20 protein-coding genes, 1 tRNA gene and 2 rRNA genes (1 of these 23 running past the window's edge) are annotated in these 25,517 nt (G+C 44.3%); 7 read left to right on the top strand and 16 right to left on the bottom strand.

Annotated elements, in window-relative coordinates:
- The 15 genes from IGJ15_RS00830 to pth all read right to left on the bottom strand — a co-directional run.
- Positions 1–604 (bottom strand): 23S ribosomal RNA (locus tag IGJ15_RS00830) (it extends 2,311 nt beyond the left edge of the window).
- A gap of 179 nt (positions 605–783) precedes the next feature.
- Positions 784–856: transfer RNA gene (locus tag IGJ15_RS00825), tRNA-Ala, on the bottom strand.
- Positions 857–932: 76 nt separating this feature from the next.
- Positions 933–2,492: ribosomal RNA gene (locus tag IGJ15_RS00820) — 16S ribosomal RNA — on the bottom strand.
- Together the 16S and 23S rRNA genes with 1 tRNA gene alongside form the textbook arrangement of a ribosomal RNA operon.
- 660 nt (positions 2,493–3,152) lie before the next feature.
- Positions 3,153–4,646 (bottom strand): lysine--tRNA ligase, encoded by a 1,494-nt coding sequence (gene lysS, locus IGJ15_RS00815; protein WP_005230758.1) that lies wholly within the window; start codon positions 4,644–4,646, stop codon positions 3,153–3,155.
- Positions 4,647–4,742: 96 nt separating this feature from the next.
- The gene (dusB, locus tag IGJ15_RS00810) at positions 4,743–5,756 is read right to left on the bottom strand and encodes a tRNA dihydrouridine synthase DusB (protein WP_005230757.1); all 1,014 of its coding nucleotides are present in this window, start codon (positions 5,754–5,756) and stop codon (positions 4,743–4,745) included.
- Complete coding sequence (gene hslO / locus IGJ15_RS00805) at positions 5,757–6,638, bottom strand: Hsp33 family molecular chaperone HslO (protein WP_010749001.1); 882 nt, start codon at positions 6,636–6,638, stop codon at positions 5,757–5,759.
- 142 nt (positions 6,639–6,780) lie between these two features.
- Positions 6,781–8,889 (bottom strand): ATP-dependent zinc metalloprotease FtsH, encoded by a 2,109-nt coding sequence (gene ftsH, locus IGJ15_RS00800; protein ID WP_010749000.1) that lies wholly within the window; start codon positions 8,887–8,889, stop codon positions 6,781–6,783.
- Between the two features lie 73 nt (positions 8,890–8,962).
- Entirely contained in the window at positions 8,963–9,508 is a 546-nt protein-coding gene (gene hpt, locus IGJ15_RS00795) for a hypoxanthine phosphoribosyltransferase (RefSeq protein WP_005230750.1), read from the bottom strand.
- 19 nt (positions 9,509–9,527) lie between these two features.
- Entirely contained in the window at positions 9,528–10,928 is a 1,401-nt protein-coding gene (gene tilS / locus IGJ15_RS00790) for a tRNA lysidine(34) synthetase TilS (RefSeq protein WP_010748999.1), read from the bottom strand.
- A gap of 100 nt (positions 10,929–11,028) precedes the next feature.
- Positions 11,029–11,472, bottom strand: a complete 444-nt coding sequence (locus IGJ15_RS00785; protein ID WP_010748998.1) for a S1 domain-containing RNA-binding protein — start codon at positions 11,470–11,472, stop codon at positions 11,029–11,031.
- A 74-nt stretch (positions 11,473–11,546) separates the two neighbouring features.
- Complete coding sequence (locus tag IGJ15_RS00780; RefSeq protein WP_005230746.1) at positions 11,547–11,993, bottom strand: FtsB family cell division protein; 447 nt, start codon at positions 11,991–11,993, stop codon at positions 11,547–11,549.
- Between the two features lie 83 nt (positions 11,994–12,076).
- On the bottom strand, positions 12,077–12,343 hold the full coding sequence (locus IGJ15_RS00775; RefSeq protein ID WP_005230745.1) for an RNA-binding S4 domain-containing protein: 267 nt from the start codon (positions 12,341–12,343) through the stop codon (positions 12,077–12,079).
- Positions 12,330–13,961: a polysaccharide biosynthesis protein gene (locus IGJ15_RS00770; RefSeq protein WP_010748997.1), complete on the bottom strand. Its 1,632-nt coding sequence runs from the start codon at positions 13,959–13,961 to the stop codon at positions 12,330–12,332. The genes IGJ15_RS00775 and IGJ15_RS00770 overlap by 14 nt, the downstream gene beginning before the upstream one ends.
- A gap of 15 nt (positions 13,962–13,976) precedes the next feature.
- Positions 13,977–17,495 (bottom strand): transcription-repair coupling factor, encoded by a 3,519-nt coding sequence (mfd, locus tag IGJ15_RS00765; RefSeq protein WP_010748996.1) that lies wholly within the window; start codon positions 17,493–17,495, stop codon positions 13,977–13,979.
- 11 nt (positions 17,496–17,506) lie between these two features.
- Positions 17,507–18,067, bottom strand: a complete 561-nt coding sequence (pth, locus tag IGJ15_RS00760; protein ID WP_005230721.1) for an aminoacyl-tRNA hydrolase — start codon at positions 18,065–18,067, stop codon at positions 17,507–17,509.
- Between the two features lie 355 nt (positions 18,068–18,422).
- Here pth and IGJ15_RS00755 point away from each other — a divergent pair, with 355 nt between their 5' ends.
- The 3 genes from IGJ15_RS00755 (at position 18,423) to IGJ15_RS00745 (ending at position 21,542) form a co-directional block, all read left to right on the top strand.
- Positions 18,423–19,406 (top strand): L-lactate dehydrogenase, encoded by a 984-nt coding sequence (locus IGJ15_RS00755; protein ID WP_005230720.1) that lies wholly within the window; start codon positions 18,423–18,425, stop codon positions 19,404–19,406.
- 285 nt (positions 19,407–19,691) lie between these two features.
- Positions 19,692–21,089 carry a L,D-transpeptidase family protein gene (locus IGJ15_RS00750; protein ID WP_010748995.1) on the top strand — a complete coding sequence of 466 codons (1,398 nt, stop codon included), beginning with the start codon at positions 19,692–19,694 and terminating at the stop codon, positions 21,087–21,089.
- A 153-nt stretch (positions 21,090–21,242) separates the two neighbouring features.
- The gene (locus tag IGJ15_RS00745; RefSeq protein WP_010748994.1) at positions 21,243–21,542 is read left to right on the top strand and encodes a hypothetical protein; all 300 of its coding nucleotides are present in this window, start codon (positions 21,243–21,245) and stop codon (positions 21,540–21,542) included.
- Between the two features lie 62 nt (positions 21,543–21,604).
- Here IGJ15_RS00745 and IGJ15_RS00740 read toward each other — a convergent pair whose 3' ends face one another.
- Complete coding sequence (locus IGJ15_RS00740; RefSeq protein ID WP_005233339.1) at positions 21,605–21,973, bottom strand: winged helix-turn-helix transcriptional regulator; 369 nt, start codon at positions 21,971–21,973, stop codon at positions 21,605–21,607.
- Between the two features lie 97 nt (positions 21,974–22,070).
- Between IGJ15_RS00740 and IGJ15_RS00735 the strand changes: the two genes are divergently transcribed.
- The 4 genes from IGJ15_RS00735 (at position 22,071) to IGJ15_RS00720 (ending at position 25,509) form a co-directional block, all read left to right on the top strand.
- On the top strand, positions 22,071–22,949 hold the full coding sequence (locus tag IGJ15_RS00735; RefSeq protein ID WP_371179787.1) for an aldo/keto reductase: 879 nt from the start codon (positions 22,071–22,073) through the stop codon (positions 22,947–22,949).
- 39 nt (positions 22,950–22,988) lie between these two features.
- On the top strand, positions 22,989–23,471 hold the full coding sequence (locus tag IGJ15_RS00730) for a VOC family protein (RefSeq protein ID WP_010748992.1): 483 nt from the start codon (positions 22,989–22,991) through the stop codon (positions 23,469–23,471).
- Positions 23,472–23,630: 159 nt separating this feature from the next.
- The gene (locus IGJ15_RS00725) at positions 23,631–23,960 is read left to right on the top strand and encodes an SdpI family protein (protein WP_034696220.1); all 330 of its coding nucleotides are present in this window, start codon (positions 23,631–23,633) and stop codon (positions 23,958–23,960) included.
- Between the two features lie 112 nt (positions 23,961–24,072).
- Positions 24,073–25,509 (top strand): IS1182 family transposase, encoded by a 1,437-nt coding sequence (locus IGJ15_RS00720; RefSeq protein WP_010748976.1) that lies wholly within the window; start codon positions 24,073–24,075, stop codon positions 25,507–25,509.
- The last annotated feature ends 8 nt before the right edge of the window (positions 25,510–25,517 follow it).

Here is a 25,517-nt window from a genome sequence, read left to right as displayed (position 1 = left end):
AAAGGCACGCTATCACCCATTAACGGGCTCTAACTTGTTGTAGGCACACGGTTTCAGGATCTATTTCACTCCCCTTCCGGGGTGCTTTTCACCTTTCCCTCACGGTACTGGTTCACTATCGGTCACTAGGGAGTATTTAGCCTTGGGAGATGGTCCTCCCGGATTCCGACGGAATTCCTCGTGTTCCGCCGTACTCAGGATCCTCCTAGGTGTTATCCAAATTTCGCCTACGGGGTTTTTACCCTCTTTGACATACTTTTCCAAGTATTTCGACTATCTGAATAGACTACCATATCGGAGTCCTACAACCCCAACAAGCAAGCTTGTTGGTTTGGGCTTTTCCCGTTTCGCTCGCCGCTACTCAGGGAATCGAATTTTCTTTCTCTTCCTGCAGGTACTTAGATGTTTCAGTTCTCTGCGTCTACCTCGACTGCGCTATGTATTCACGCAGACGTAACATCCTATAAAAGATGCTGGGTTCCCCCATTCGGAAATCTCTGGATCATAGCTTACTTACAGCTCCCCAAAGCATATCGGTGTTAGTCCCGTCCTTCATCGGCTCCTAGTGCCAAGGCATCCACCGTGCGCCCTTATTCACTTAACCTTTGACCTTACGGTCGGTTTTGAGTACTTCTTCTAGCGATAGAAGGTTGCTCAAGAAAATAAGCGTTGAACTTATTAAAAAACTCTTTTAACATTTCAACTCGGTGTGTGTTACTTGTTTTGATTATTTCTTCGATATCCAGTTTTCAATGAACAAAGCATAACGACCATTGTCGTTAATGGAGCCTAGCGGGATCGAACCGCTGACCTCCTGCGTGCAAAGCAGGCGCTCTCCCAGCTGAGCTAAGGCCCCGGGTATTTACTTGAGAGTAGACCTCTCAAAACTGAACAAAGGCAAACGATGTGTAGTCTTCCGAAATATTCCTTAGAAAGGAGGTGATCCAGCCGCACCTTCCGATACGGCTACCTTGTTACGACTTCACCCCAATCATCTATCCCACCTTAGGCGGCTGGCTCCAAAAAGGTTACCTCACCGACTTCGGGTGTTACAAACTCTCGTGGTGTGACGGGCGGTGTGTACAAGGCCCGGGAACGTATTCACCGCGGCGTGCTGATCCGCGATTACTAGCGATTCCGGCTTCATGTAGGCGAGTTGCAGCCTACAATCCGAACTGAGAGAAGCTTTAAGAGATTAGCTTAGCCTCGCGACTTCGCAACTCGTTGTACTTCCCATTGTAGCACGTGTGTAGCCCAGGTCATAAGGGGCATGATGATTTGACGTCATCCCCACCTTCCTCCGGTTTGTCACCGGCAGTCTCGCTAGAGTGCCCAACTAAATGATGGCAACTAACAATAAGGGTTGCGCTCGTTGCGGGACTTAACCCAACATCTCACGACACGAGCTGACGACAACCATGCACCACCTGTCACTTTGCCCCCGAAGGGGAAGCTCTATCTCTAGAGTGGTCAAAGGATGTCAAGACCTGGTAAGGTTCTTCGCGTTGCTTCGAATTAAACCACATGCTCCACCGCTTGTGCGGGCCCCCGTCAATTCCTTTGAGTTTCAACCTTGCGGTCGTACTCCCCAGGCGGAGTGCTTAATGCGTTTGCTGCAGCACTGAAGGGCGGAAACCCTCCAACACTTAGCACTCATCGTTTACGGCGTGGACTACCAGGGTATCTAATCCTGTTCGCTCCCCACGCTTTCGAGCCTCAGCGTCAGTTACAGACCAGAGAGCCGCCTTCGCCACTGGTGTTCCTCCATATATCTACGCATTTCACCGCTACACATGGAATTCCACTCTCCTCTTCTGCACTCAAGTCTCCCAGTTTCCAATGACCCTCCCCGGTTGAGCCGGGGGCTTTCACATCAGACTTAAGAAACCGCCTGCGCTCGCTTTACGCCCAATAAATCCGGACAACGCTTGCCACCTACGTATTACCGCGGCTGCTGGCACGTAGTTAGCCGTGGCTTTCTGGTTAGATACCGTCAAGGGATGAACATTTTACTCTCATCCTTGTTCTTCTCTAACAACAGAGTTTTACGATCCGAAAACCTTCTTCACTCACGCGGCGTTGCTCGGTCAGACTTTCGTCCATTGCCGAAGATTCCCTACTGCTGCCTCCCGTAGGAGTCTGGGCCGTGTCTCAGTCCCAGTGTGGCCGATCACCCTCTCAGGTCGGCTATGCATCGTTGCCTTGGTGAGCCGTTACCTCACCAACTAGCTAATGCACCGCGGGTCCATCCATCAGTGACGCAAAAGCGCCTTTCAACTTTCTTCCATGCGGAAAATAGTGTTATACGGTATTAGCACCTGTTTCCAAGTGTTATCCCCTTCTGATGGGCAGGTTACCCACGTGTTACTCACCCGTTCGCCACTCTTTTTCTTTCGGTGGAGCAAGCTCCGGTGAAAGAAAAAGCGTTCGACTTGCATGTATTAGGCACGCCGCCAGCGTTCGTCCTGAGCCAGGATCAAACTCTCATAATGATTTGTTTGAATGACCATACGGTCATTAAGCTCATAAAAATTAACTTTGCTAGCTATTGCTTGCATGTATTTGTTCCAATAAATTGAAACGTCCTACACATTGGTTCGTTTGCTTGCTTTGTTCAGTTTTCAAAGGTCTACCGTGCTGTGTTAGCAACTTTTATATTATATCAGGGTGGCATTTAATTGTCAACTCTTTTTTAAAAGTTTTTTCGCTCGTTGTTTTTCAACTTCGTAGCGGCTGTCTCAGCGACTTAATTAGAATAACAAATGATTTGTTATTTGTCAACAACTTTTTTCAATTAATTTTGTTGATGTATCAACATCAATTAACTATTTTAAAATTGCGACTTCGTTATAATATCATCTGTCGAGCTGTGCGTCAACTACTTTTTTCAATTCTTTTTAGGAATTCATTTAGTCATTTGGCACATGTAATAATATACCAACTAAATCCCTTGCGGTCAATCATTTTCTATGGCTTTTTTCAATTTTTACAAACCCGTCTAATCGCATTGGATCCAGCTTTTATCGTTCGCATTTAATCCGTTTTCTGGCAACTATCGTGGCGTTTTCCCCTCTAATTCCTCGCTGTTTTTCTCCCTGATCCAGCAGACAAGAAAAAAAGCCGCCCATCTCTTGCGAGTGGACGGAGTTTTTTTATCTCATTGTTGGGAATAATAAAACGTCGCGAATCGATTGCGCATCTGTCAACAGCATCACTAAGCGATCGATCCCGATCCCTAATCCACCAGTTGGCGGCATACCGTATTCAAGTGCTTCTAAGAAATCTTCATCCACCCCATGGGCTTCATCATTTCCTGCTTCGCGCTCTTTTTCTTGCCCTTCAAAACGTTCTCTTTGATCGATTGGATCATTTAGTTCCGTGAAGGCATTCGCAAATTCACGACCAACGATAAATAATTCAAAGCGGTCGGTAAAGCGTTCATCTTCTGGATTCTTTTTCGCTAATGGCGAAACTTCCACTGGATGACCGAAGACAAAGGTTGGCTGCTGTAACGTTTCTTCAACAAATGTCTCAAAGAATTCATTGATGATATGGCCAACAGTCATGGCATCAGTGATTTCAACATGATGTTCTTTCGCTAAGCTGCGGGCTTCTTCAACGGACATTGGTTGCCAGAAATCCACACCTGTTTGATTTTTGATTGCATCGACCATATGGATTCGTGCAAAATCGCTAGCTAGATCGACTTCTTGTCCATCGTATTGGATCGTTGCTGTATGCAAGACTTTTTCAGCAGCATTACGGATAATGCCTTCGGTTAGATCCATCACATCTTTAAAATCTGTATATGCCGTATACGCTTCTAGCATCGTAAACTCAGGGTTATGGGTCGTATCGATTCCTTCATTTCGGAAAACGCGGCCGATCTCATAAACTTTTTCCATGCCGCCCACGATCAATCGTTTTAAGTGAAGCTCAAGAGCGATCCGTAAATACAGATCCATGTCTAAGGCATTGTGGTGGGTAATGAAGGGACGAGCCGCTGCACCACCCGCTTGATTATGCAATACTGGCGTTTCGACTTCGATATACCCATGACCGTCAAGGTAACGACGAATTTCGCTGATGATTTGGCTTCGTTTCATGAAACGATCAAAGCTTTCTTTATTACTGATCAAATCCAAGTAACGTTGACGGTAGCGTTGTTCTACGTTCGTCAAGCCATGGTATTTATCAGGCAATGGACGCAATGCTTTTGATAAGATCACGATTTCTTTGGCTTTGATGGTCACTTCGCCGGTATCGGTCTTCATGATCTCGCCAGATACGCCGAAGAAATCACCTAAGTCTGCGTGTTTGAATACTTCGTAAGGTTCATCCCCTACTTGGTCTTTACGTACATATATTTGAATACGGCCTTCGCGGTCTTGTAAATGCGCAAAACCAGCCTTCCCTTTTCCACGTTTTGTAACGATTCTTCCTGCAATGCTTGCTGAAAGATTCATTTCGGCTAATTCTTCTTTGGTTCTTTGATCAAATAACTCATGTAACTCGGCAGAATTATGGGTGCGTTCGAATCGCTTGCCAAAAGGATCAATGCCTTCTTCCCGTAGTTTTTCCATCTTTTCACGGCGAACCAACATTTGATCATTCAATTCTTCTTGTGTTTGTCGTTCCTCTGTCACGAGTTTTCCTCCATTCTTAACTTGGGTTTCCTTCTTATAATGCCAATGATGACACAAAAAATCAAGCCGAACTTTCGAATCGACTTGATTTGTTTCTTATTCCTTAAGAGTTGCTAGCGGCTGTTTTTCGGTCTTTTCCACAAATGCATCTAATAAATCAAAAATCGTCTGCTTATCTTCCGCTTGGTTGATTGCCGCTTTGACTTTGGCTGCCCGCGAAATACCTTTTAAGTAGTACGCAGCATGTTGACGAAATTCTCGCGAAGCGATTTTTTCCCCTTTTAGATCAGCCAACCGTTCTAAATGAAGTTTCGCTGTCGAAATTTTTTCTCGTGGTGTTGGTTCCGGCAATAACTCGCCTGTCTCCAAGTATTGCTTGGTGCGGTGGATCATCCACGGATTGCCTAACGCTGCCCGTCCGATCATCACTGCATCTGCACCGACTTCTTCCAACATTCGTTTGGCATCTTCAGGGGTTTTGACATCGCCGTTGCCCATAAAGGGAATCGTGATACTTTGCTTCACTTGTTTCAACACGTCCCAATCAGCCGATCCTTCATACATCTGTACACGGGTTCTGCCATGCATACCGATCGCTGCGGCACCCGCTGCTTCTGCGGCTTGGGCATTCTCAACCGCAAAGACGTGCTGCTCATCCCAACCGATCCGCATTTTGACGGTAACGGGCTTGTCGATCGCACTGGAAACAGCATGGACCATTTCATAAACCTTGTCGGGATCTAAAAGCCACTTCGCACCAGCTTCTGCTTTGATGATTTTGTTTACAGGACACCCCATGTTGATATCAATGATATCGGCAGTTGTGTTCTCTGCGACAAATTGCGCTGCTTCTACCAAAGATGCTTTATTCCCACCAAAAATCTGAATACTAAGAGGATGCTCCGTCTCGTCAATAAACAGCATCTCAAGGGTCTTCTTATTACGCAGTTGAATCCCTCGGTCACTAATCATTTCACAGACGACTAAACCCGCGCCAAATTCTTTGACTGTCACACGAAATGCAGAATTGGTGATCCCTGCCATTGGCGCAACGACGACGCGGTTAGGAATCTCAACCGAGCCGATCTGCCATGTCTGTCTATCTTTCACTTACGCTTCCGCCTCTTTCTTCAATGCCGCCAATTCCGTTTCATCAAAATGATACTTGTTGCCACAAAATGAGCAGACTGCCTCTGCCCCGTGGTCTTCATCGATCATCGCTTGGATCTCGTCAGCCCCTAAGGTGATGATCGCTGTCGCAAATTTTTCTTTCGTGCAATCACAATGGAACTGGACGGGCATTTTTTCTAGTACTTCGATCGTCGTATCTGGCAACAATGTCGCTAAGATCTCTTCTGGTGATTGGCCTTCATCGATCAAGGTTGATACTCGAGGCAATTCTCCCAAACGTTTTTCGATGGCATCAATGATTTCTTCACTGGCACCAGGCATGATCTGTAGCATAAAACCGCCGGCTGCCCGAATCGAATCATCGGTTTCTACTAATACACTTAGACCAACAGCAGAAGGAATCTGTTCTGACACTGCTAAATAATAAGTAAAGTCTTCCCCAAGCTCCCCAGAGACGATCGGTGTTTGTCCAGAGAAGGGTTCTTTTAGCCCTAAGTCTTTGATCACGGTAAAGATCCCTTGGTCACCCACTGCGCCCTGAACATCCAATTTTCCTTGAGGGTTCAACGGCAGACTGATCTGCGGATTTTTTATGTATCCTTTTACGTCCCCACGACCATTGCTGTCTACGACGATTGCCCCAGCAGGACCATTTCCTTGGATTTTGACGGTCAATTTGTCTTCCCCTTTTAAGGTACTGCCTAATAACAAACTTCCCACCATCGCTCGCCCTAAAGCAGCGGATGCCGTATTCCATGTTTCATGGCGTCGTTGTGCTTCGGCGATCGTTTCTGTTGCCGATACGGCGTATGCTCGGACGAAGCCGTCATATGCTAGTGCTTTTACTAAATAATCCTTCATCTTGATTCTCCTTTTTATTCATTAATGAATCATACTAGGAAGCGCCGCTTTTTTCAACTGAATGTGTTTGAATTTAAGGAAAGTCTTCTTAAATAGAAACAAAAAGGCACCGAGTTTCCTCGGTGCCTTGATACGTCTTATTTTAGGCGTTATCATCTTTGTTTTCTTGATCAGTCGGTTGGCTTTCGCTATTGCGGCGAACATCTTCCAATTGTTGATCAAAATCGTTTGATGGTGCATCTTCGCTGTGTTTTTCTGCAGCTTGCTTCTCTGCATCTTTTTCTTCCAGCGCACGTTTCGCTTCTTCAAACGTTTGAGCTTTTTCACTAGGATACTCAGAGCTTTCGGTTCCTTCAGGCATTTTGCCTTCTTCAAACAAGGATTTGATTGCTTTGGCATCTAATGTTTCATGTTCAAGCAGTTTTTCAGCGATCAATTTGTGCTGTGCACGGTGTTCTTCAATGATTTCATGGGCTTTTTGATGAGCATCCATTAAAATCTTGCGAACTTCTTGATCGATTTCAAAGGCAACTTGTTCAGAGTAAGCTTTTGTTTGACCATAATCACGACCGACAAAGACTTGATGGTTTCCTTCATATTGAACTGGACCTAATTTGTCGCTCATTCCATATTCTGTCACCATGCTTCTTGCAAGCGCAGTTGCTTGTTCAAAGTCATTGGAAGCACCTGTTGATTGTACCCCGAAGATGATTTCTTCAGCCGTACGTCCACCAAGCAACCCAACGATTTGTTCAAACATATCTTCTTTGGTCATCAAGAATTGATCTTCTTTCGGCAAGGCGATCATGTAACCACCCGCACGTCCCCGAGGAATGATCGTTACTTTGTGTACCACACGGGCACGACTCAAGACTAACCCAACAATGGTATGTCCTGCTTCATGGTAAGCAACCATTTCACGTTCGCGTTTGTTGATGACCCGATCTTTCTTCGCAGGACCAGCGATCACGCGGTCTTCTGCTTCATCGATATCTGAAGCATCGATTTTTTTCTTGTTACGACGAGCAGCAACTAATGCCGCTTCGTTCAAGACGTTTTCCAGATCCGCACCGGCAAAGCCTGGTGTTTGTTGGGCAACAACTTTCAAATCAACATCATCTGATAATGGTTTGTTGCGGGCATGGACACGGAGGATCGCTTCACGACCTTTCACGTCTGGACGACCAACCAAAATCTGACGGTCAAAACGACCTGGACGCAGCAACGCTGGATCTAGAACATCCGAACGGTTCGTTGCGGCAATGACGATCACGCCTTCATTCCCATCAAAACCATCCATCTCAACCAATAATTGGTTCAATGTTTGTTCCCGTTCATCATGCCCGCCACCCATACCGGCACCACGTTGGCGACCGACGGCATCGATTTCATCAATAAAGATGATGGCTGGTGCATTTTTCTTCGCTGTTTCAAATAAGTCACGTACCCGGCTTGCACCGACACCGACAAACATTTCAACGAAATCTGAACCAGAGATCGAGTAAAACGGTACGCCAGCCTCACCAGCAACGGCTTTGGCTAGTAACGTTTTCCCGGTTCCCGGAGGTCCCTCAAGTAAGACACCTGCTGGGATACGAGCACCTAATTCAACGAAACGTCGAGGATCTTTCAAGAATTCCACGACTTCGACAAGCTCTTGTTTTTCTTCTTCTGCGCCGGCTACGTCTGAAAAACGTACGCGGTTGGCTTTTTTATCCGCTTCTTTGGCTTTTGATTTGCCAAAGTTCATCACACGGCCGCCACCGCCACCGCCGCCACCTTGTTGGCTCATCATCATGTAGAAGAAGAAAATGATGATCACAAGTGGTAAGAAACTAACCAAAAGCGATAACCAAATGCCGCTGTTGGATTCTTCTTCGATGGTAGTTTTGACCCCTTCTGCCGAGGCCAAACTAGTGACTTCGCTCAATGTAGAATCATTTGGTAAAATGATCGTTGAAAAGCGGGTCGAACTCGCCTGTGTATTGCCTAAAACAGACAAGCTGTTGTCATTGCTGACGGTTTGTTCTTCATTGTATTCACCCACGATTCGATACACACCGTTAGCGGGTTGAACAGTAAACTGTTTGATCTTCCCGTCTTTCAGTTGCTCTGTAAACGTGGAGTACTCGATCGTTGGGGTCTGCTGATTGCCATTTCCAAAAATGAAATATACGACCATGACCATCGCCAACAAGACAAGTACATAATATAAGGTATTTTTTACCATACCGTTATTTTTCTTATTCATGCGTACCTCCCTGGCTATTTTGTTTTATCAATCCTGACCATTTAATTGTATCACAATTGATTTAGAACAGTCACTAATTTGACTGATAAACACTAGGTTTTAAGACGCCAACGTAAGGTAAGTTTCGATATTGCTCTGCATAGTCCAGTCCATATCCAACAACAAACTCATTTGGCACATCGAAGCCGACATAATCTGCATCGATCTCAACGACACGACCTTCTGGCTTATCTAATAACGTTACGATTTTCACTGATTTCGCTTTACGGTATTTGAATAGATCCACCAGATAAGCCAATGTGCGACCGCTGTCAATGATGTCTTCAACGATCAAGAGATCACGGCCCTCAACATTTGTATCTAAATCTTTGATGATCTTGACTTCTCCAGATGAAATCATGGCATTGCCATAACTTGAGACATCCATGAAGTCTAACTCCAAGTAACAATCCATCTCACGGACGATGTCTGCCATGAAAGGAACGGCACCTTTCAGCACACCTACGACTAGAGGATTTTTATCCGCATAAGCCGCCGTTAATTCTTGACCAAGTTCCACACAACGATTTTTGATTTCGTCACGGGAAATCAAAATTTTCTCAATATCTTTATCTAGCATAAAGTTCTCCTTCCAACTCTTACTTCTGATATTTATAAAGAAGTATGTAGTGTATTTTATCAGTTTCTGGCGCAATACTCAAATAGGAAAATGTATGAGGTAGTAAGGCAATCACCTCTTTTTCAAGGTTTGTGACGACCCAACTTTTTTCTCGCACTTCATTAGGAATTTTTGAATCGATAAAAAAACGACTGATCTTTTTGGTCAGACCACGAGCCAAGCGGATTCGGTCTCCCGGCTGGCGCTTACGCACCACCAGCTCAGAGGAATAGTTTAGCGGTAAATCTTGGGAAAACTCTGACCAATTTGTGATTTTTTTGGGAATATGCTGTTCATTTATCGGAAAATACCCAATCCATTCCTTTTCAGAAAGATAGATCCCCTCCCCTAAAACCAGTCGCTGACTAACTTCTGTCAACGGCGCTGCAGGCTTTTGGGGAACAGTAACAGGTTCCAATAACAATTGGTCATAACTGCGCCGCAGCTGCCACTGTTTGTGCAACGCCAATTGCCATTGCCCTTTCTTTTCATCCAGCAGACGCAATAACTGCGACAGCTGTTTTTGATTGAGGGGCTGCTTCGTGAAAGCCTCTGCTTGCTGTAAAAAACCCGCATAGAAAAAATAGCGTTGCGCTGGCGAAAACGTCGGCAGCTGTTGCAGATCGATCACTAAGCGAGCAGCTTGCTGTTGAACGAATGCAGACAACCATTGCTGCTGCTCTTGTTGGATCAGCTGATTGGCGAACTGTACTTCTTCAGAAAGCTGTTGAAAATGCGGCAGCAGCTGCGGATTTTCCGCTTTTAAGGCTGGCACTACTTGCTGGCGTAGTCGGTTTCGCAAATACAGCGGTTCGTGATTGCTTTCGTCTTCAAAGTAGGGAATCTGCTGTGCTTGCGCATAGTCGTAAATCGCTGCCTTGCTGACAGTAAGCAGTGGACGCAACAAGATCCCTGTGTGAAAAGGCTGCTGCTGTTTCATCCCGCCAGCCGATCGCAAGCGCCCTTCTCGCATCATCTTCATCAACATCGTTTCTACTTGGTCATCACTGTGGTGAGCAGTCAGCAAAACATCATAGCCTTCTTGAGACATGACGTCGGCAAAAAATGTATAGCGAAAGTTTCGAGCGCTAGCTTCTACGCCGGTTTCTGGCGGATTTTCCCAACACCGTTCATAAAAAGGAATGCCGCGTTCTTGGCAGTACTGCCGTAAAAAAGCCGCTTCCTTGGCAGATGCTGGACGCAATTGATGGTTCACATGTGCCACACCAAAACATGGCTCTTTTTGCATTTCAGGAAACAACTGACAAAAGCTCTGCAACAAGACCATCGAATCGACGCCCGTCGATACCGCCAGCAAAAAGCGGCGGTTTTTATCAGGATCGATGGCAGTGAGTTGCCCTCGAACGGTTTGAATGACCATCGTTTGACCTCCTTTTCATTTGGTAGACCCACAAGAAAGAAAGCTGAAACAAAACGAACCAACAGTTTTGTTCCAGCTTTTTCCAACTTGCTATTCATGTTTAGTTACGGCGTCCGCCGCGGCCACCGCGTTTTCCTTCTGTATTTCGACGTAATGACGAAAGACGATCATCACTATCTTTTAGAAAAGAACTCATCAATGAATCGAAGTCTTGTTTATTTACATTCGTATTTTGATTGCGTGAAAAAGATTTTTTCGGATTTGGTCGATTGAATTCTTTTTTCGGGTATTCACGTTTTTCTTCCGGTTTATCTTCTGCTTTGCGGATCGATAGGCCGATTTTTCCATCGTTGCCGATTGCCGTAACAAGTACTGTCACTTCATCCCCAACAGACAACACGTCGTGAATGTCTTTGACGAATCCGTTTGATACTTCACTGATATGCACCAAACCAGTTTTCCCTTCACCAAGATCAATGAACGCACCAAAATTTGTAATACCAGACACTTTGCCCTTTAGTTTCGCTCCAACTTCGATTGACATATAAAAAATGTTCCTCCTAATTTTTACCCATTTAAAATAATTCAAACTACTGCGCTGAGTAGGTATGACATTGCTTAATCTTGTGACTCTGTGGATGATGATTCTTGTCCGCTTTGCGAAGAACGCTCATTGGTGTTTTGAGAATCCGTCCCGTCTGGCAAGACTGGATAGATTTTTTCGCCATCTTTTGAGTAGAAGAATCGGCTGCGGGCCAATTTTGCCACATACTCATCGTCTTGCAGCAAGGCAACGTCTCGCTCCAGTGAAGCCACCTTTTGTTCTGCCTCTTTTTGTTCGGCGACTGTTTCCGCCTTATATTCCTTTAGCTTTTGCAGGCGCATTTGATCGTTGAACATTTGAATCCCTACGATTGCAAATATCGCTAATGCCGCCACGAAAAACGCCACCAGCCGACGTCGGCGAAACACGACTTGTCGCCGCTCTTTTTCAAACTTGGCAAATTGCTCTTTCGCATAATCGGTCTGCAATAGTTCTATTTTTTTATTTGATTCTTTTGCCACCTGAACTCGCTCCCGTCGCTGTCTTTGTTTTTTACATTATACCAACATCCGCAAAGCTTGTCTAACTGAAAATGCCGTAAAAATCAAGCATTTTCTGAGATTCTTTCCTCTGAAACGATCTCATACATTTTTGCAGCGTCTTCTTTTTTCGTCGATTCATGCAATTCATTGACTTTTACTTCCAAGACCTTATTCCCGAATTGAATACGCATGGTATCGCCTACTTTGACGTCACTGCTTGACTTGGCTAATTTGCCGTTGATCTGAATGCGTCCCTTGTCTGCCACTTCTTTGGCCACAGAGCGACGCTTGATGATACGGGAGATTTTAAGAAATTTATCTAATCTCATGTTTTTCACCTCTTCTTAATAGTTTCTTTCCAAATGGAACTAACAGCCATTCGCGAATCGTTAACAATTTGATTTTGATCGCTGCCCCGATAAAGGCTGCGCCTCCCAGACCGACACCGCCTAGGCAAAAAAGCAGTGCCTGTAGTCGATGGGTCAAAGGACCGTTCAATAAGATCGCAACGAAGCTATAATATAAGAATAGCACGCTTGCCATGATCCCTAAACAAATAAATAGTTTTTTTCCATAATTTCCTTCATGCCAAAAGTGATTGATGCTGCTTTGTGCTCGACGCTGTTCGGAAACCACAAAACAGCATAAGGTCGCGCCTAACCCCAACAGTGTACTGATACTCGCTCCTGCAGTCCCATACGAAGCAGTCAGCGGCCACATCGATAGACATTTGATCAAAAGACCGATCCCCGCAGCGAGCAAGCCGAAGGTATAGGTATTGCGACTTTGTTGAATGCTTTGATAGGCTTGGATCGTCGCCATCAGAGCGATAGAAAAGACAAACAATACCAGCGCCGCATTGCCAGAACCGTCTTTGAATAAGGCAAAGTTAATATAAGGCAGCAAAATCGCTAAGCCCACGGCAGAAGCCGAAGCAATCCCGATCGTTAGGCGCAAATACATTTTTGCCGACTTTTCAAACAGCTGCTGATTTTTTACCGTCAAATACTTGGTCAACGTTGGCAAAAACGTCGAGCTTAACGCCATCGCCACCACAAGACCTAGTTGGACGAGGGGTTGTCCGCGATCATAGATCCCTTTTGAAATTCGGGCTGCTTGTGCCGTCATCCCCCCCGCTTCTAGCGCATTGGTCAATAAAAACGAATCCGCTAACTGGAACAAGATCAAATAGCCGCTATAAATCGTCAACAGACCGCCTTCTAAGAAGAACCGTTTCTTCAACGAGGCGGATAAACCAGCGGGATTTTCTCCTGTACTGGTGACTGGTTTATGCCATAGCGATAAGCGTTTGCCGTTGATTTGTCGGCTATAATAACTTAAGATCCACCACGCCGCAAGGCCCCCGACTAAGGCACCCATCATGGCGACAGTCCCCGTTTGATAAATCGTCCAGCCCAATTGCTGGAAAGCTGCCGCAGCACCTAAAATCACACCAACTCTAAGCAGCTGCTCTACGACTTGGGAAACTGCTGTCGGCACCATTTGCAAATTCCCTTGAAACATTCCTCGATAAAAGGTCAAAGGCGGGACAAATAAGAAGGTAAAAGAAACGACTCGAATCAAGCCCGCCAGTTGGTGGTCCCCCATCACTTGCGCGATCGGACCAGCAAATAAAAAGGTCACCGCCCATAAACTGATCGCAGACCAAAGCACGAAAGGCGTCAACGCTTGCAGCCGTTCCTTGCTTTTCAAAGGATCGGGTTCTTCAGCGACGATGCGGGAGATAAACTGTGGCAACCCTGACAACGCTAACGTCATCGCCAATCCATAAATCGGATAGACTTGTTGATACACATAAAACCCTTCGTCCCCTACCAGGTTCTGAAAAGGGACCCGATAAACGGCACTTAAGATTTTTGCGATAAAGGAAGCGATCGTTAAAATAAACGCCCCTTCCATCGTACGCTTCAATTGTGATTTCGGCATCCCTCTGGTTCCTTTCTAGCCTTGGCTGGCGTATTTTTGTTCCCGTAACGCTTTGACAAAATCTTGGATTTCTAATAGCCAGGTGCTTTCCTTCATCACTGGCGGAATCTGTAATTTGATGGTCATTTGCTCATGATCGACACCCATCGTGGCTTTTAATTTAGTAGCTTTCAATGCTTCAAACAGCTGCTCCACCGAATAATTTTTCGTGCCGACTTTACTCAAAATAAACGACACCGTCTGCTGCTGCTTACGGATAGTTTCTAACAAGGCACGATCGCCGTTCATCTTGATCTCGCCCACCGTTAAGAGATGTGCCACTTCTACAGGGTATTCACCGAAACGGTCTAACAGATCATCTTGAAGTTCATCAACTGCTTCTTGGGATTCCAGCTCACGAATTCGTTTGTAGATCTCGATTTTTTGCCGTTCGTCTTCAATATACGAAGTCGGTAAGTAGGCATCGATCCCCAGATCGATCTCGACGGTCGTTTTTTCTGTTTGGGTATTTTTCCCTTGTTTCCGAGTGACTGCTTCAGACAGCATTTGCGAGTACATGTCAAACCCGACTGCATCGATAAAGCCGTGCTGCTGCGCCCCCAATAGATTACCCGCTCCACGAATCGAAAGATCTCGCATCGCGATTTTGAAACCTGACCCCAACTCGGTAAAGTCCTTAATGGCTTGCAGCCGTTTTTCACTGACTTCATTCAACACTTTTTGCTGTTCGTACATGAAATACGCATAGGCGACCCGATTGCTCCGACCGACACGGCCGCGCAGCTGATACAACGTCGAAAGCCCCATGTAATCGGCATTTTCCACAAACAACGTATTGGCATTGGGAATATCCACACCGGTTTCAATGATCGTCGTCGTCACCAACACATCGTATTGCCCTTCAATAAAGTCAAACAGGGTATTTTCCAATTGAATCTCGGTCATTTGCCCGTGGGCATACGCGATTCGTGCGTCTGGCACTAACGCCTGCAGTTCTTCGACTTTTCGCTCGATCGTATCGACACGATTATAGAGATAAAACACTTGACCTCCCCGTGCCATCTCCCGTTGGATCGCTTCTCGCACTGCTCCTGGATTCATCTCCATCACATAGGTTTGGATCGGGTAACGATTTTCTGGTGGTGTTTCGATCACAGATAGGTCCCGTACCCCCAGCATCGACATATGCAATGTTCGTGGGATCGGCGTTGCCGTCAACGTCAACACATCGACTTGCGAACGCAGTTGTTTCAAGCGCTCTTTGTGTTTGACCCCAAACCGTTGTTCTTCATCGATCACCAATAAGCCCAAATCAGCAAACTCGACATCTTTTGACAATAATCGGTGGGTCCCCACCAAAATATCGACTTGCCCTTTGCGCACTTGCTCGATCGTTTCATTCTGCTGTTTTTTCGTCCGAAAACGACTCAGTACCCCAACATTGACGGGGAATCCTTCAAAACGATCGACCATCGTTTCATAGTGCTGCTGCGCCAAGATCGTTGTCGGTACTAAGAAAGCCACTTGTTTGCTTTCTTTGATCGCTTTAAAAGCAGCCCGCAGCGCCACTTCTGTTTTCCCAAAACCGACATCCCCGACTAACAAGCGGTCCATCGGCTTTTCTTTTTCCATATCCCGCTTGATCTCTGCCGTACTGCGCAGCTGATCATCGGTTTCCGAATACGGAAAGGCATCTTCAAACTCTTTTTGATAGGCATCGTCTGGTTGAAAGGCATAGCCTTTTTCTGATTCGCGTTTGGCATACAATAAAATCAAATCATCTGCAATGTCTTCAATTTTAGCCGTCACTTTGCGCTTGGTCTTCGCCCACTCGCTGCCACCTAATTTATTGATTTTCGGTGTTTTCGATTCGGAAGCCACATATTTTTGAATCAAATTCAGTTGGGTGACTGGAATAAAGAGCTTGTCTTCGTTTTGGTACAAGATCGTCATGTAATCTTGGTGGACGCCATCGACTTCTAAGGTTTCCATGCCGATGTACTTCCCGATCCCATGATTCGCATGGACGACATAATCGCCCGCTTTTAACTCATTGTAGCTTTTGAGCCGTTCCGCATTGGTGACATTTTGCCTGCGGGCTCTTTTTTTGTTCATCTTTTGGAAAATTTCTTTTTCCGTAACCACCACTAGCTTGTCTTGCGGCATTTCAAAGCCGCTTTGCAAACGTTCCACCACGATTTGGGTGCGTCCTGTAAACAGGCGATCTTGTTGCGTCTGCACGGCATAGATATCATGATCTCGCAGATCTTGCTCTAACTTCTTGGCCCGCTCTTGGTCACTGACCAGAAAAATCACCGTCTGCTGCTGCTTCTCCCAGCGATCGATTTCAACTTTCAAGAGACCCATTTGGCTGAAAAACTGCTGCATCGGCCGGTATTGGAATTGATGGATCGCTTGGAAGCGAATGTTCCCCATTCCTTTTTGGAATAAAGAAAAGAAGCTGGTCACAAAGGTTTCTTTTTGCAGCAGCTGATGGACATCGATCCCGAATTGCTGTTCAGAAAAGACTCGCAGCTCCGCTAATTTTTGGGTATGCCACTCCGCCTCTTCCCGTTCGATCTCACGATTGGTCTCCATGATCCGAGCATAATCATCGATCATCAAAAAGGCATCTTCAGAAAAATAATCTAAGACACTCGTTTGCTGACGATACAGTAAATCCGTGTAATAACGGGCACTTTCACCAGGAATCCCTGCTTGCCATTGAGAAGCCAACTGGCCAAAATAATCTTCTAAAAAGGCGCGATCGGTTGCTTCTTTGGTGACTGCCAACCGTTTGTTCAATAATTCTTGCAGCTGCTTTTGCCCCGCAGCTAAATCTTCCGCTGAGAAAACCAATTCGGTAGTGGGTAAAATAGCCACTTGCTGCAGCGTTTCCACTGAGCGTTGCGTTTCCACGTTGAAAGAACGCATCGAGTCGATTTCTACATCGAATAACTCGATCCGTACGGGATATTCGGCGTTTAATGGATAAATATCGAGGATGCTCCCACGAATACTGAATTCGCCAGGTTTGCCAATCATTGACTGACGTTCGTAACCCATCAAGATCAATTGTTGCGGCAAACGCTCTAAATCGATCTCATCGCCGATCTGCCATTGAAATTGATTGGCTAACCAGGTTTTCTTTTCAGGCAAATACTTTCGCAAAGCCGCTACCGGCAACACATAGATCCCCGTTTTCCCTTGAGAAACAGCATTCAGCGCTGCCACGCGTTCTTCTCTGGCTTCTGGTGAAGAAAAAGCCATTTCGGCTGACAACACTTCATCCACTGGAAAAACATAGACATCTTCCGTCACATTGCGCAGATCTTCGGCTAGTTGATTTGTATAATAGAGATTTGGGGTCACGACGATCACTTGTTTTTGAAATGCCTGATACACACCAGTGATCGCTAATGTTTTTGCCGATCCAGCTAGACCGGTCAGTAATTGCCGGGGGGCCTGTTCACGTAAACCTGTATGCCAAGCCGCCACTGTCGGCACTTTATTTATTAATTCAATTAAATCCATCTCGGCCCTCCTTAGTTAAATCGATTCATTGTGGCAAGAAAGTCGCCGTTGGTCAAGTAATCACTACTTGCCTCGACCGCTTTATCAATACTTTGTAAAACGATGGGCAGGTCGTCTTTTGCAAAAGGACTCAGGACATGATTGACCACGGTTTGTCCTGGACGTGGACGATCGATCCCGATTTTGATACGGTCAAAGACTGTTGAATCCAAATGAGCGATCAAACTCTTGATCCCATTGTGGCCACCTGCACTGCCTTTTTGGCGCAAACGAATTTTCCCTAATGCTAAATCGAGGTCATCATAGACCACCACTAGTTCTTCTTGGTAGATGCCAAAATAGGTCATCAACGGGCCTACCGCACGACCGGATTCATTCATGAAAGTTTGTGGTTTGACCAAAAGGATTTTTTCACCATTCAAGAAAAACTCTGCCACCTCTGCTTCAAAAGCCGACTTTTTAAAGGTTGCTTGGTACTTTTGTGCCAACGCATCCACTACCATAAAGCCAACATTATGTTTGGTTTTTTCATATTTTTTGCCAGGATTTCCCAAGCCTACAATCATTTTCATTTTTTATTTACGCTCCATTATTTCTAGTTTCAAGCTGATTCTTCATCTATTTTATCGGTTTTCTTATCCAAACACAAAATACTGGGCACACAAATGCGCCCAGTTCTTTTGCTTAGGTAATTATAACACGAAATGGACTGTTATGGTGGCACCCTCTTGCTCAGTTTTTATCTTTCTTAACGAATCTTAATAAAACCTTGATATATCTTCTTTTTGACGTAATAACAAAGAAAGCATTTACAACTGAAACAGCGATATTTTGTGTAATATTGTTGTGCAAATCACATGACAAACATACTTGAAAATGGTAGGATGATAGCGAGTAAAACAATTATGCGGAAGGAATGATACACAGATGACTGCAAAAACGAACAAAAAAGATCACCAAAAGGTAATTCTTGTTGGAGACGGTGCGGTTGGTTCTAGTTACGCGTTTGCGCTGGTGACCCAAAACATTGCGCAAGAAGTCGGAATCATTGATATAAATACAGCAAAAACAGAAGGCGACGCAATTGACTTGTCCCATGCTTTGGCATTTACTTCCCCTAAAAAAATCTATGCCGCTTCTTATGAAGATGCACATGATGCTGATTTAGTCGTTATTACTGCTGGTGCGCCTCAAAAACCAGGCGAAACCCGTTTAGACTTAGTTCATAAAAACTTGAAAATCAACCGTGAAGTAGTTACCCAAATCGTTGATTCAGGCTTTAACGGAATTTTCTTAGTTGCAGCAAACCCAGTCGATATTTTGACTTATTCTACTTGGAAATTCTCAGGCTTCCCGAAAGAACGCGTTATCGGTTCAGGTACCTCATTAGACTCTGCCCGTTTCCGTCAAGCATTGGCTGAATTGGTCGATGTCGATGCCCGTAACGTCCATGCCTATATCTTAGGGGAACACGGCGATTCAGAATTCCCTGTTTGGTCTCATGCCAACGTAGCTGGCTTACAAATCTATGAATGGGTCAAAAACAACCCAGACATCGATGAAGAAGCAATGGTCAACATTTTCTTCAGTGTTCGTGATGCAGCCTACACCATCATCGAGAAAAAAGGTGCGACCTTCTACGGGATCGCGGTAGCCTTAGCACGGATCACTCGTGCGATCTTAGACGATGAAAATGCTGTTCTCCCATTATCTGTGTACATGAACGGCGAATACGGCTTAAACGACTTGTACATCGGTGCGCCTGCAGTCATCAATGCCCAAGGGATTCAAAAAGTAATTGAGATCCCATTAACAGATGGTGAAAAAGACCGGATGGCCGCTTCGGCAAAACAATTAAAAGATATTCTTGATGAAGCTTTTGCAAAATTAGATGCGGAAGACAATCAATAATTTCTTTTCCCTCGTGTTAAATAGTCAATTTTAGTTAGTCAATTATGCGACTGAACGAATCCTCCAGCTCACTCTTTTTCAGAATCCTTTGATCAAGATGGCTTGCTGCCGATTCGTTCAGTTTTTTTATCGTAAGAAATGCGTTTCTACAGCTTGCCTAAAGATAGTTTAAGAATTTTCTATTTTTCATGGAAGTTTCATTTGCCATATTCGCTTTCCCGTGGGAATATGGTATGATTTAAGCGTTATTATCTATTATGCCATTAGAAAAAAAGGAGTAGTTGAATGACTCGTTCAAACAAACATACTGACGCCAAGAATAATACGAAGAAAATTGTTCTGATCGTTGTGGCTGCTTTACTCGTAGTGATCGCTGGCGGCTATACCTACCGAAGTACATATTATGCAAACCGTTTTCTACCAAAGACTGAAATCGATGGGATCGACATCAGCAACAAAACCGTTGTCGAGGCCAACGCCCTGCTGCATGATCGCTATTCACAAGAAGACTTTACCATCAAAGATGGTGATAGCGAATGGAAAACAGTCAACCTTGCTCAATTTGGTTTGCAGACGGATTTCACCGATGAGCTGCAATCATTAAAAGATGAACAAAACCAGTGGAGCTGGGGAATGGCTTACGTTTCGGCTGCCGAAGAAAAAACATTAGACAATCTCTCAGTAGACCAAGACACCTTGACTAGCGAGACCAACACGATCCAAAAAGAACTCGAAACCTTAAATGAAGATCGTACCAAATCGGCTGATGCCACGTTGGAAAAAGGCGAAGACGGCTTTTCTATCAAATCAGAAGTTGACGGCGATGCCATCGATGTTGACAAAGCAGTGGCAGACTTGCAAGAAGCCATCGTCAGCGGCGAAAAGGAACTGAATCTCGTTGATTATGTCACAAAACCAAGTGTGACCGCCGATGATCCAGACTTAACGAAAGAAATGGATTCGTTGAATAAAATCGCCAAAGTAACTGGCAATTATACGATCAACGGAAATACGTTTCAAATCCCAAGAGAAACGATCATGGATTGGCTCTCTTATAAAGACGGCAACACAACGATCGACGAAGACAAAGTACGAAGCTATGTCACATCAATCGGCGAACAATACAATACTAGCACCAATTCTTCGACCTTCAAAAGTACCAAGCAAGGCGAAGTGACAGTCCCAGCCGGTACTCTTAGCTGGACGATCCAAACCGATGCAGAAACAGAAGCATTGATCGAGGCGTTAAAAGCTGGCGAAGACTTCACGCGTACACCGATCGCTCAAGGAAGCACCGATGCAGGCAGTCCGCTGTTTGGCAACACCTATATCGAAGTTGATCTAAAAAACCAACACATGTGGTATTACAAAGACGGACAGCTTGTTCTTGAAACAGCCATAATTTCCGGAAAACCAGCCACACCAACACCAACTGGCGTCTTCTATGTCTGGAACAAAGAAGAAGATGCAACCTTGACTGGTGAAGATTATGCGTCCCCTGTTGATTACTGGATGCCCATCGATTGGACTGGTGTCGGTATCCATGATTCTGATTGGCAGACGGAATACGGTGGCGATCTTTGGAAAACCCGTGGTTCTCACGGCTGTATCAATACTCCGCCAGGCGTGATGAAAGAATTGTACAGCAAAGCCGAAGTCGGGACACCCGTGATCGTGATTTAATCGAAAAAGAATCAAACCTTTTTATAGACGAACCAAAAGCTGCAAAAGAAAATCTTTTGCGGCTTTTTTGTTGTCTCCCAAATGTTCCTATTTACAAAGAACGATTTAATTAATATACTTAATTAACCATTTTAATTAATAAGGAGAATCATTTTGGAAAAAGTCGTTTTTATTGATCGTTCTACTTTAGCTGGAAGTCTGATTAAAATTTTCGCCCGCAACATCCAACTGCTGTCAGAGGATCAAATCAGCGTAACTGTTGTGACACCAGAACGTCTGGCGAATTATCGTTTTGCGCAAGAAAAACTCGTTTTGGTCGATCCCTTGCTTTCTTTAACAGATCCGATGATCAAGCAGGCCATCCCACCACGCATCAAGCGCCTTTCGTTTCCCGTCAATCATTACAGCGGGATGAATACTGAGGCCATTCTAGAATTGATCCAACAAGCATAACCTAAAAAGGCCGACGGAAACCAATGGTTTCTGCCGCCTTTTCTCATGCCAATTGCCCTCTGCTAGACAATCGCTTCTTCTTGTTCTAACAAAGTAACTTGCTCTCCTTTGTCTTGCAGTGCAGCAACGTGCATCGTGCCCCACTGGCAAAGAGTATCCAATAAGCCGCCTAAGGTTTCTCCATATTCACTCAAGGAATACTCAACTTTAGGTGGTACTTGATTATAGGACTTGCGAGTAACGATGTCAGATTCTTCTAATTCCCGCAATTGCTGGGTCAACATTTTTTGACTGATGCCAGGGATCTTCCGCCGTAAATCACTGGGACGTAATGCCCCATGGCGTAAATTACAAAGAATGATGGGTTTCCACTTCCCGCCGATGACATCCATGGTTGCTTCAACACCGATATTATAAATTTTTTCTTCCATTTTTTCCACCTCATCAAGTCTGCAAACACATAAATGTTACCAAAAGGTGTGTATCAAACAAAAAAGTACGTACTATACAACCTTACCTCCTCATTATATGATGATACCAGAAAAAAATAAAGGAGATGTTTTTATGATCGGAAAATTATCAGATACCGTTACCCTGAACAATGGCAGCGAAATCCCCGGGTTGGGGTTAGGTGTCTTTCAAATCCCTGAAGCTGACACAGCAGAGGTCGTGAAGCAAGCGATTATCAATGGCTATCGCCTGATTGATACAGCAGCGATTTACGGCAATGAAACAGGAACAGGGGCAGGAATCAAACAAGGCTTACAAGAAACGGGGTTGGCTCGTGAAGAACTCTTTGTCACTTCCAAACTTTGGAACGATCATTTAACTTATGATGAAACGATCCACGCCTTCAATGAAAGTCTGGCCCGCTTAAACCTCGAGTATCTCGACTTGTACTTGATCCATTGGCCAGGAAATCAAGCATTTCAAGAGTCCTGGCGTGCCTTGGAAGACCTCTATGCGGCTGGAAAAATCAAAGCGATCGGGGTCAGCAACTTCCAGATCCATCATCTGGAGCAATTATTGGCCATTGCTAAGGTCGTTCCTGTTATCAATCAGATCGAGCTGCACCCCAAACTGACGCAACAAGACCTGCGGGCTTTTTGTGGCGAAAAAGCAATTGCGATCCAAGCTTGGTCGCCATTGATGCAAGGCAAACTGCTGAAAGATGACACCGTCTTGGCGATCGCCGATGCACAGCAAAAATCAGCGGCACAAGTGCTTTTACGCTGGGCTATTCAACAAGGGATCTTAGTCAATGTCAAATCGACGCACCCTGAGCGAATGATCGCTAATGCAGCGATTTTTGATTTCCATTTATCAGAAGCTGACATGGACCGCTTGAACGCATTAAATGAAGACTTACGAGTGGGTCCAGATCCAGACACATTCGATTTTCATTAACCAAACGATATACTAAACAAAACCTTAGGAGGAAGTATAATGACAAACACAAACACAGGCTTTTCAATGGTCAACCATGTTGGAATCACCGTCAGCAATCTCGAACGTTCCATCCAATTTTATGAAGCATTAACGGGAAAGAAAATCGCCAATCAAGATACGATCGGCGGCAAACGCATGGCGCAAACGCAAGGATTAGCAGATACACTGATCAAATATGCCAATCTTCATTTAGACAATCTCAACATCGATCTTTTAGAATACGTCGAACCAAGATCCAACAAAGCTAGCTATTCCAATGAGCAAATCAGCGCGATGCATCTTTGTTTTGAAGTCGAAAATATTGATGAAGCCGTTGCTCGTCTAAAAGCCATTGGCGTTGAGCCTGACGGCACCCCCATCGTTTTTGAAGCACAAGACGGTTTGAAAAGCGGCTTTGGGACAGGCGTCGCTTACTTTACAGATCCAGACGGCACCAATCTTGAATTGATTGCACCAAAAGGCCCTTTTCAACGGGGATAAAAAACGGATGGCGCTGCAAATCGCCATCCGTTTTTTTTGCTAGAAGCACGTATTTTTCGATTGTTCCCCTTCATAGAAGCGTTCATAGCGGATACAATAAGTATGTACTCATCTTTAGCGGCTTCACTTACTTATCCAACAAATCGCACGTGAAAGGTAGTGATCTCGATCGATATTGGACTTTTGTTGTTGATTTTTACGGGTATTTTTTTCATCGTCTTCTGGTGCTTTTACCGAGAAGAACCCAATTATGTATTCGGCTTTCGCACCAAGCGCAGTACAGCCAGTGTCAGCAATTGGCGTTTTGCCCAGCAGTGGTTCTCCCTGTTAGCAATGCTCTTTCTAGGCGGGGTCGTTTTATTGCAGCGCAACGAGCTGATCACAGAGGCTTTTTACCAAGTAGCCGTTTTTGGCAGCTATCTTCTAGCAGCGCTACTCGTAGAAACGGCACTGTATCTCAAAGATTCACGCACAAGCACCAAAAAGTAAGACAAAAAAGACATTCCAGCGAATGTCTCAGACTGTAGACAAAGTACTAGTTTTTAGTGCTTTGTCTTTTTTTATCCGTTAAAATAAGAGTATCAATTGGAGGTGTATCCAGATGCTCTCAAAACAAGATATGAGTAAACGCGCACAAATCGGTTTCTTTTCTCTTGAAGACTTGGTCCCACAGGACCATTTATTGCGGCAAATAGATCAATGTATTGATTTCTCCTTTATTTATGAATTGGTTAAAGAGAAATACGATGAAATCCAAGGACGTCCTAGCTTGGATCCTATTCTTCTAATTAAATTACCAATGATTCAATATCTATTTGGTATTAAAAGTATGAGACAAACAATAAAAGAAATAGAAGTGAATATCGCTTATCGCTGGTTTTTAGGTTTGAGTTTAGAAGATCCCGTTCCTCATTTTTCAACATTTGGTAAAAACTATACGCGACGGTTCAAAGGAACAGATCTCTTTGAAAAAATTTTTTATGAAATTCTAGAACAATGTATCGCTGAAGGTATCGTAGATACTTCCGAAGTATTTATTGATAGTACGCATATTAAAGCACATGCGAATCGTAACAAAAAAGAATCTGTCGAAGTAATGGAACAAGCTGTTTTTTATACAGATAAGCTGACAAAAGAAATCACCAAGAATCGAGAAAAACATTTAAAAAAGCCCTTAAAAGAAACAAACGCAGAAAGTAAAACTTCCTTGAAAAAAAGAAGTACGACTGATCCTGAAAGTGGTTGGTTTCATAAAGGTGAACACAAAGAAGTTTTTGCCTATAGCTCACAAGTGGCGTGTGATAAACATGGATGGATATTAGGTTATACTACACACCCAGGGAACTTTCATGACAGTCGTACGTTTGTTTCTTTATTTAACAAGCTCAAAGGAGCTTTTCCCCTAGAAAAATTAATTATGGATGCTGGGTATAAGACACCAGCAATTGCACATTTACTACTCGAACATAAATTGACCCCAATTTTCCCATACAAACGTCCTATGACTAAAAAAGGCTATTTCAAGAAACATGAATATGTTTATGACGATTACTATAATTGTTATATCTGTCCCAATAATAAAATACTCTCTTATGCCACTACCAATCGCAAAGGATATATCGAATACAAAAGCAATCCAAAGGATTGTAAAAATTGTCCTTTCTTGTCTAAGTGTACCAACTCAAAAAATCATATCAAAGTAATCACTAGACACATTTGGGCTGAAGCTATAGAGACCTGTGAAGAGATACGCCATCAAAGTTGGTTCAAAGAACTTTATAAAAAGAGAAAAGAAACCATTGAACGAATTTTTGGGACAGCAAAAGAATTTCATGGGTTACGTTATACCAATCAAATAGGAATTGAAAAAATGCACATGAAAATTGGGCTTACTTTTGCGTGTCTTAATATGAAAAAGCTAGCAAAAATAAAAAGGATCAGAGCGCAAAAGAGACGTTTTCCTAAAGGAAAACTGCCTAATCTATCGATTATCCATAGAATATTACATAGAAAAAAGACAAACCTCATGTTTGTATAAGGTTTGTC

This window comes from Enterococcus sp. AZ079 (genome assembly GCF_050547255.1).
Taxonomy (GTDB): domain Bacteria; phylum Bacillota; class Bacilli; order Lactobacillales; family Enterococcaceae; genus Enterococcus_D; species Enterococcus_D casseliflavus.
The sequence above is the reverse complement of the archived record's forward strand: the minus strand, read 5'-3'. Positions and strand labels throughout refer to the sequence as shown.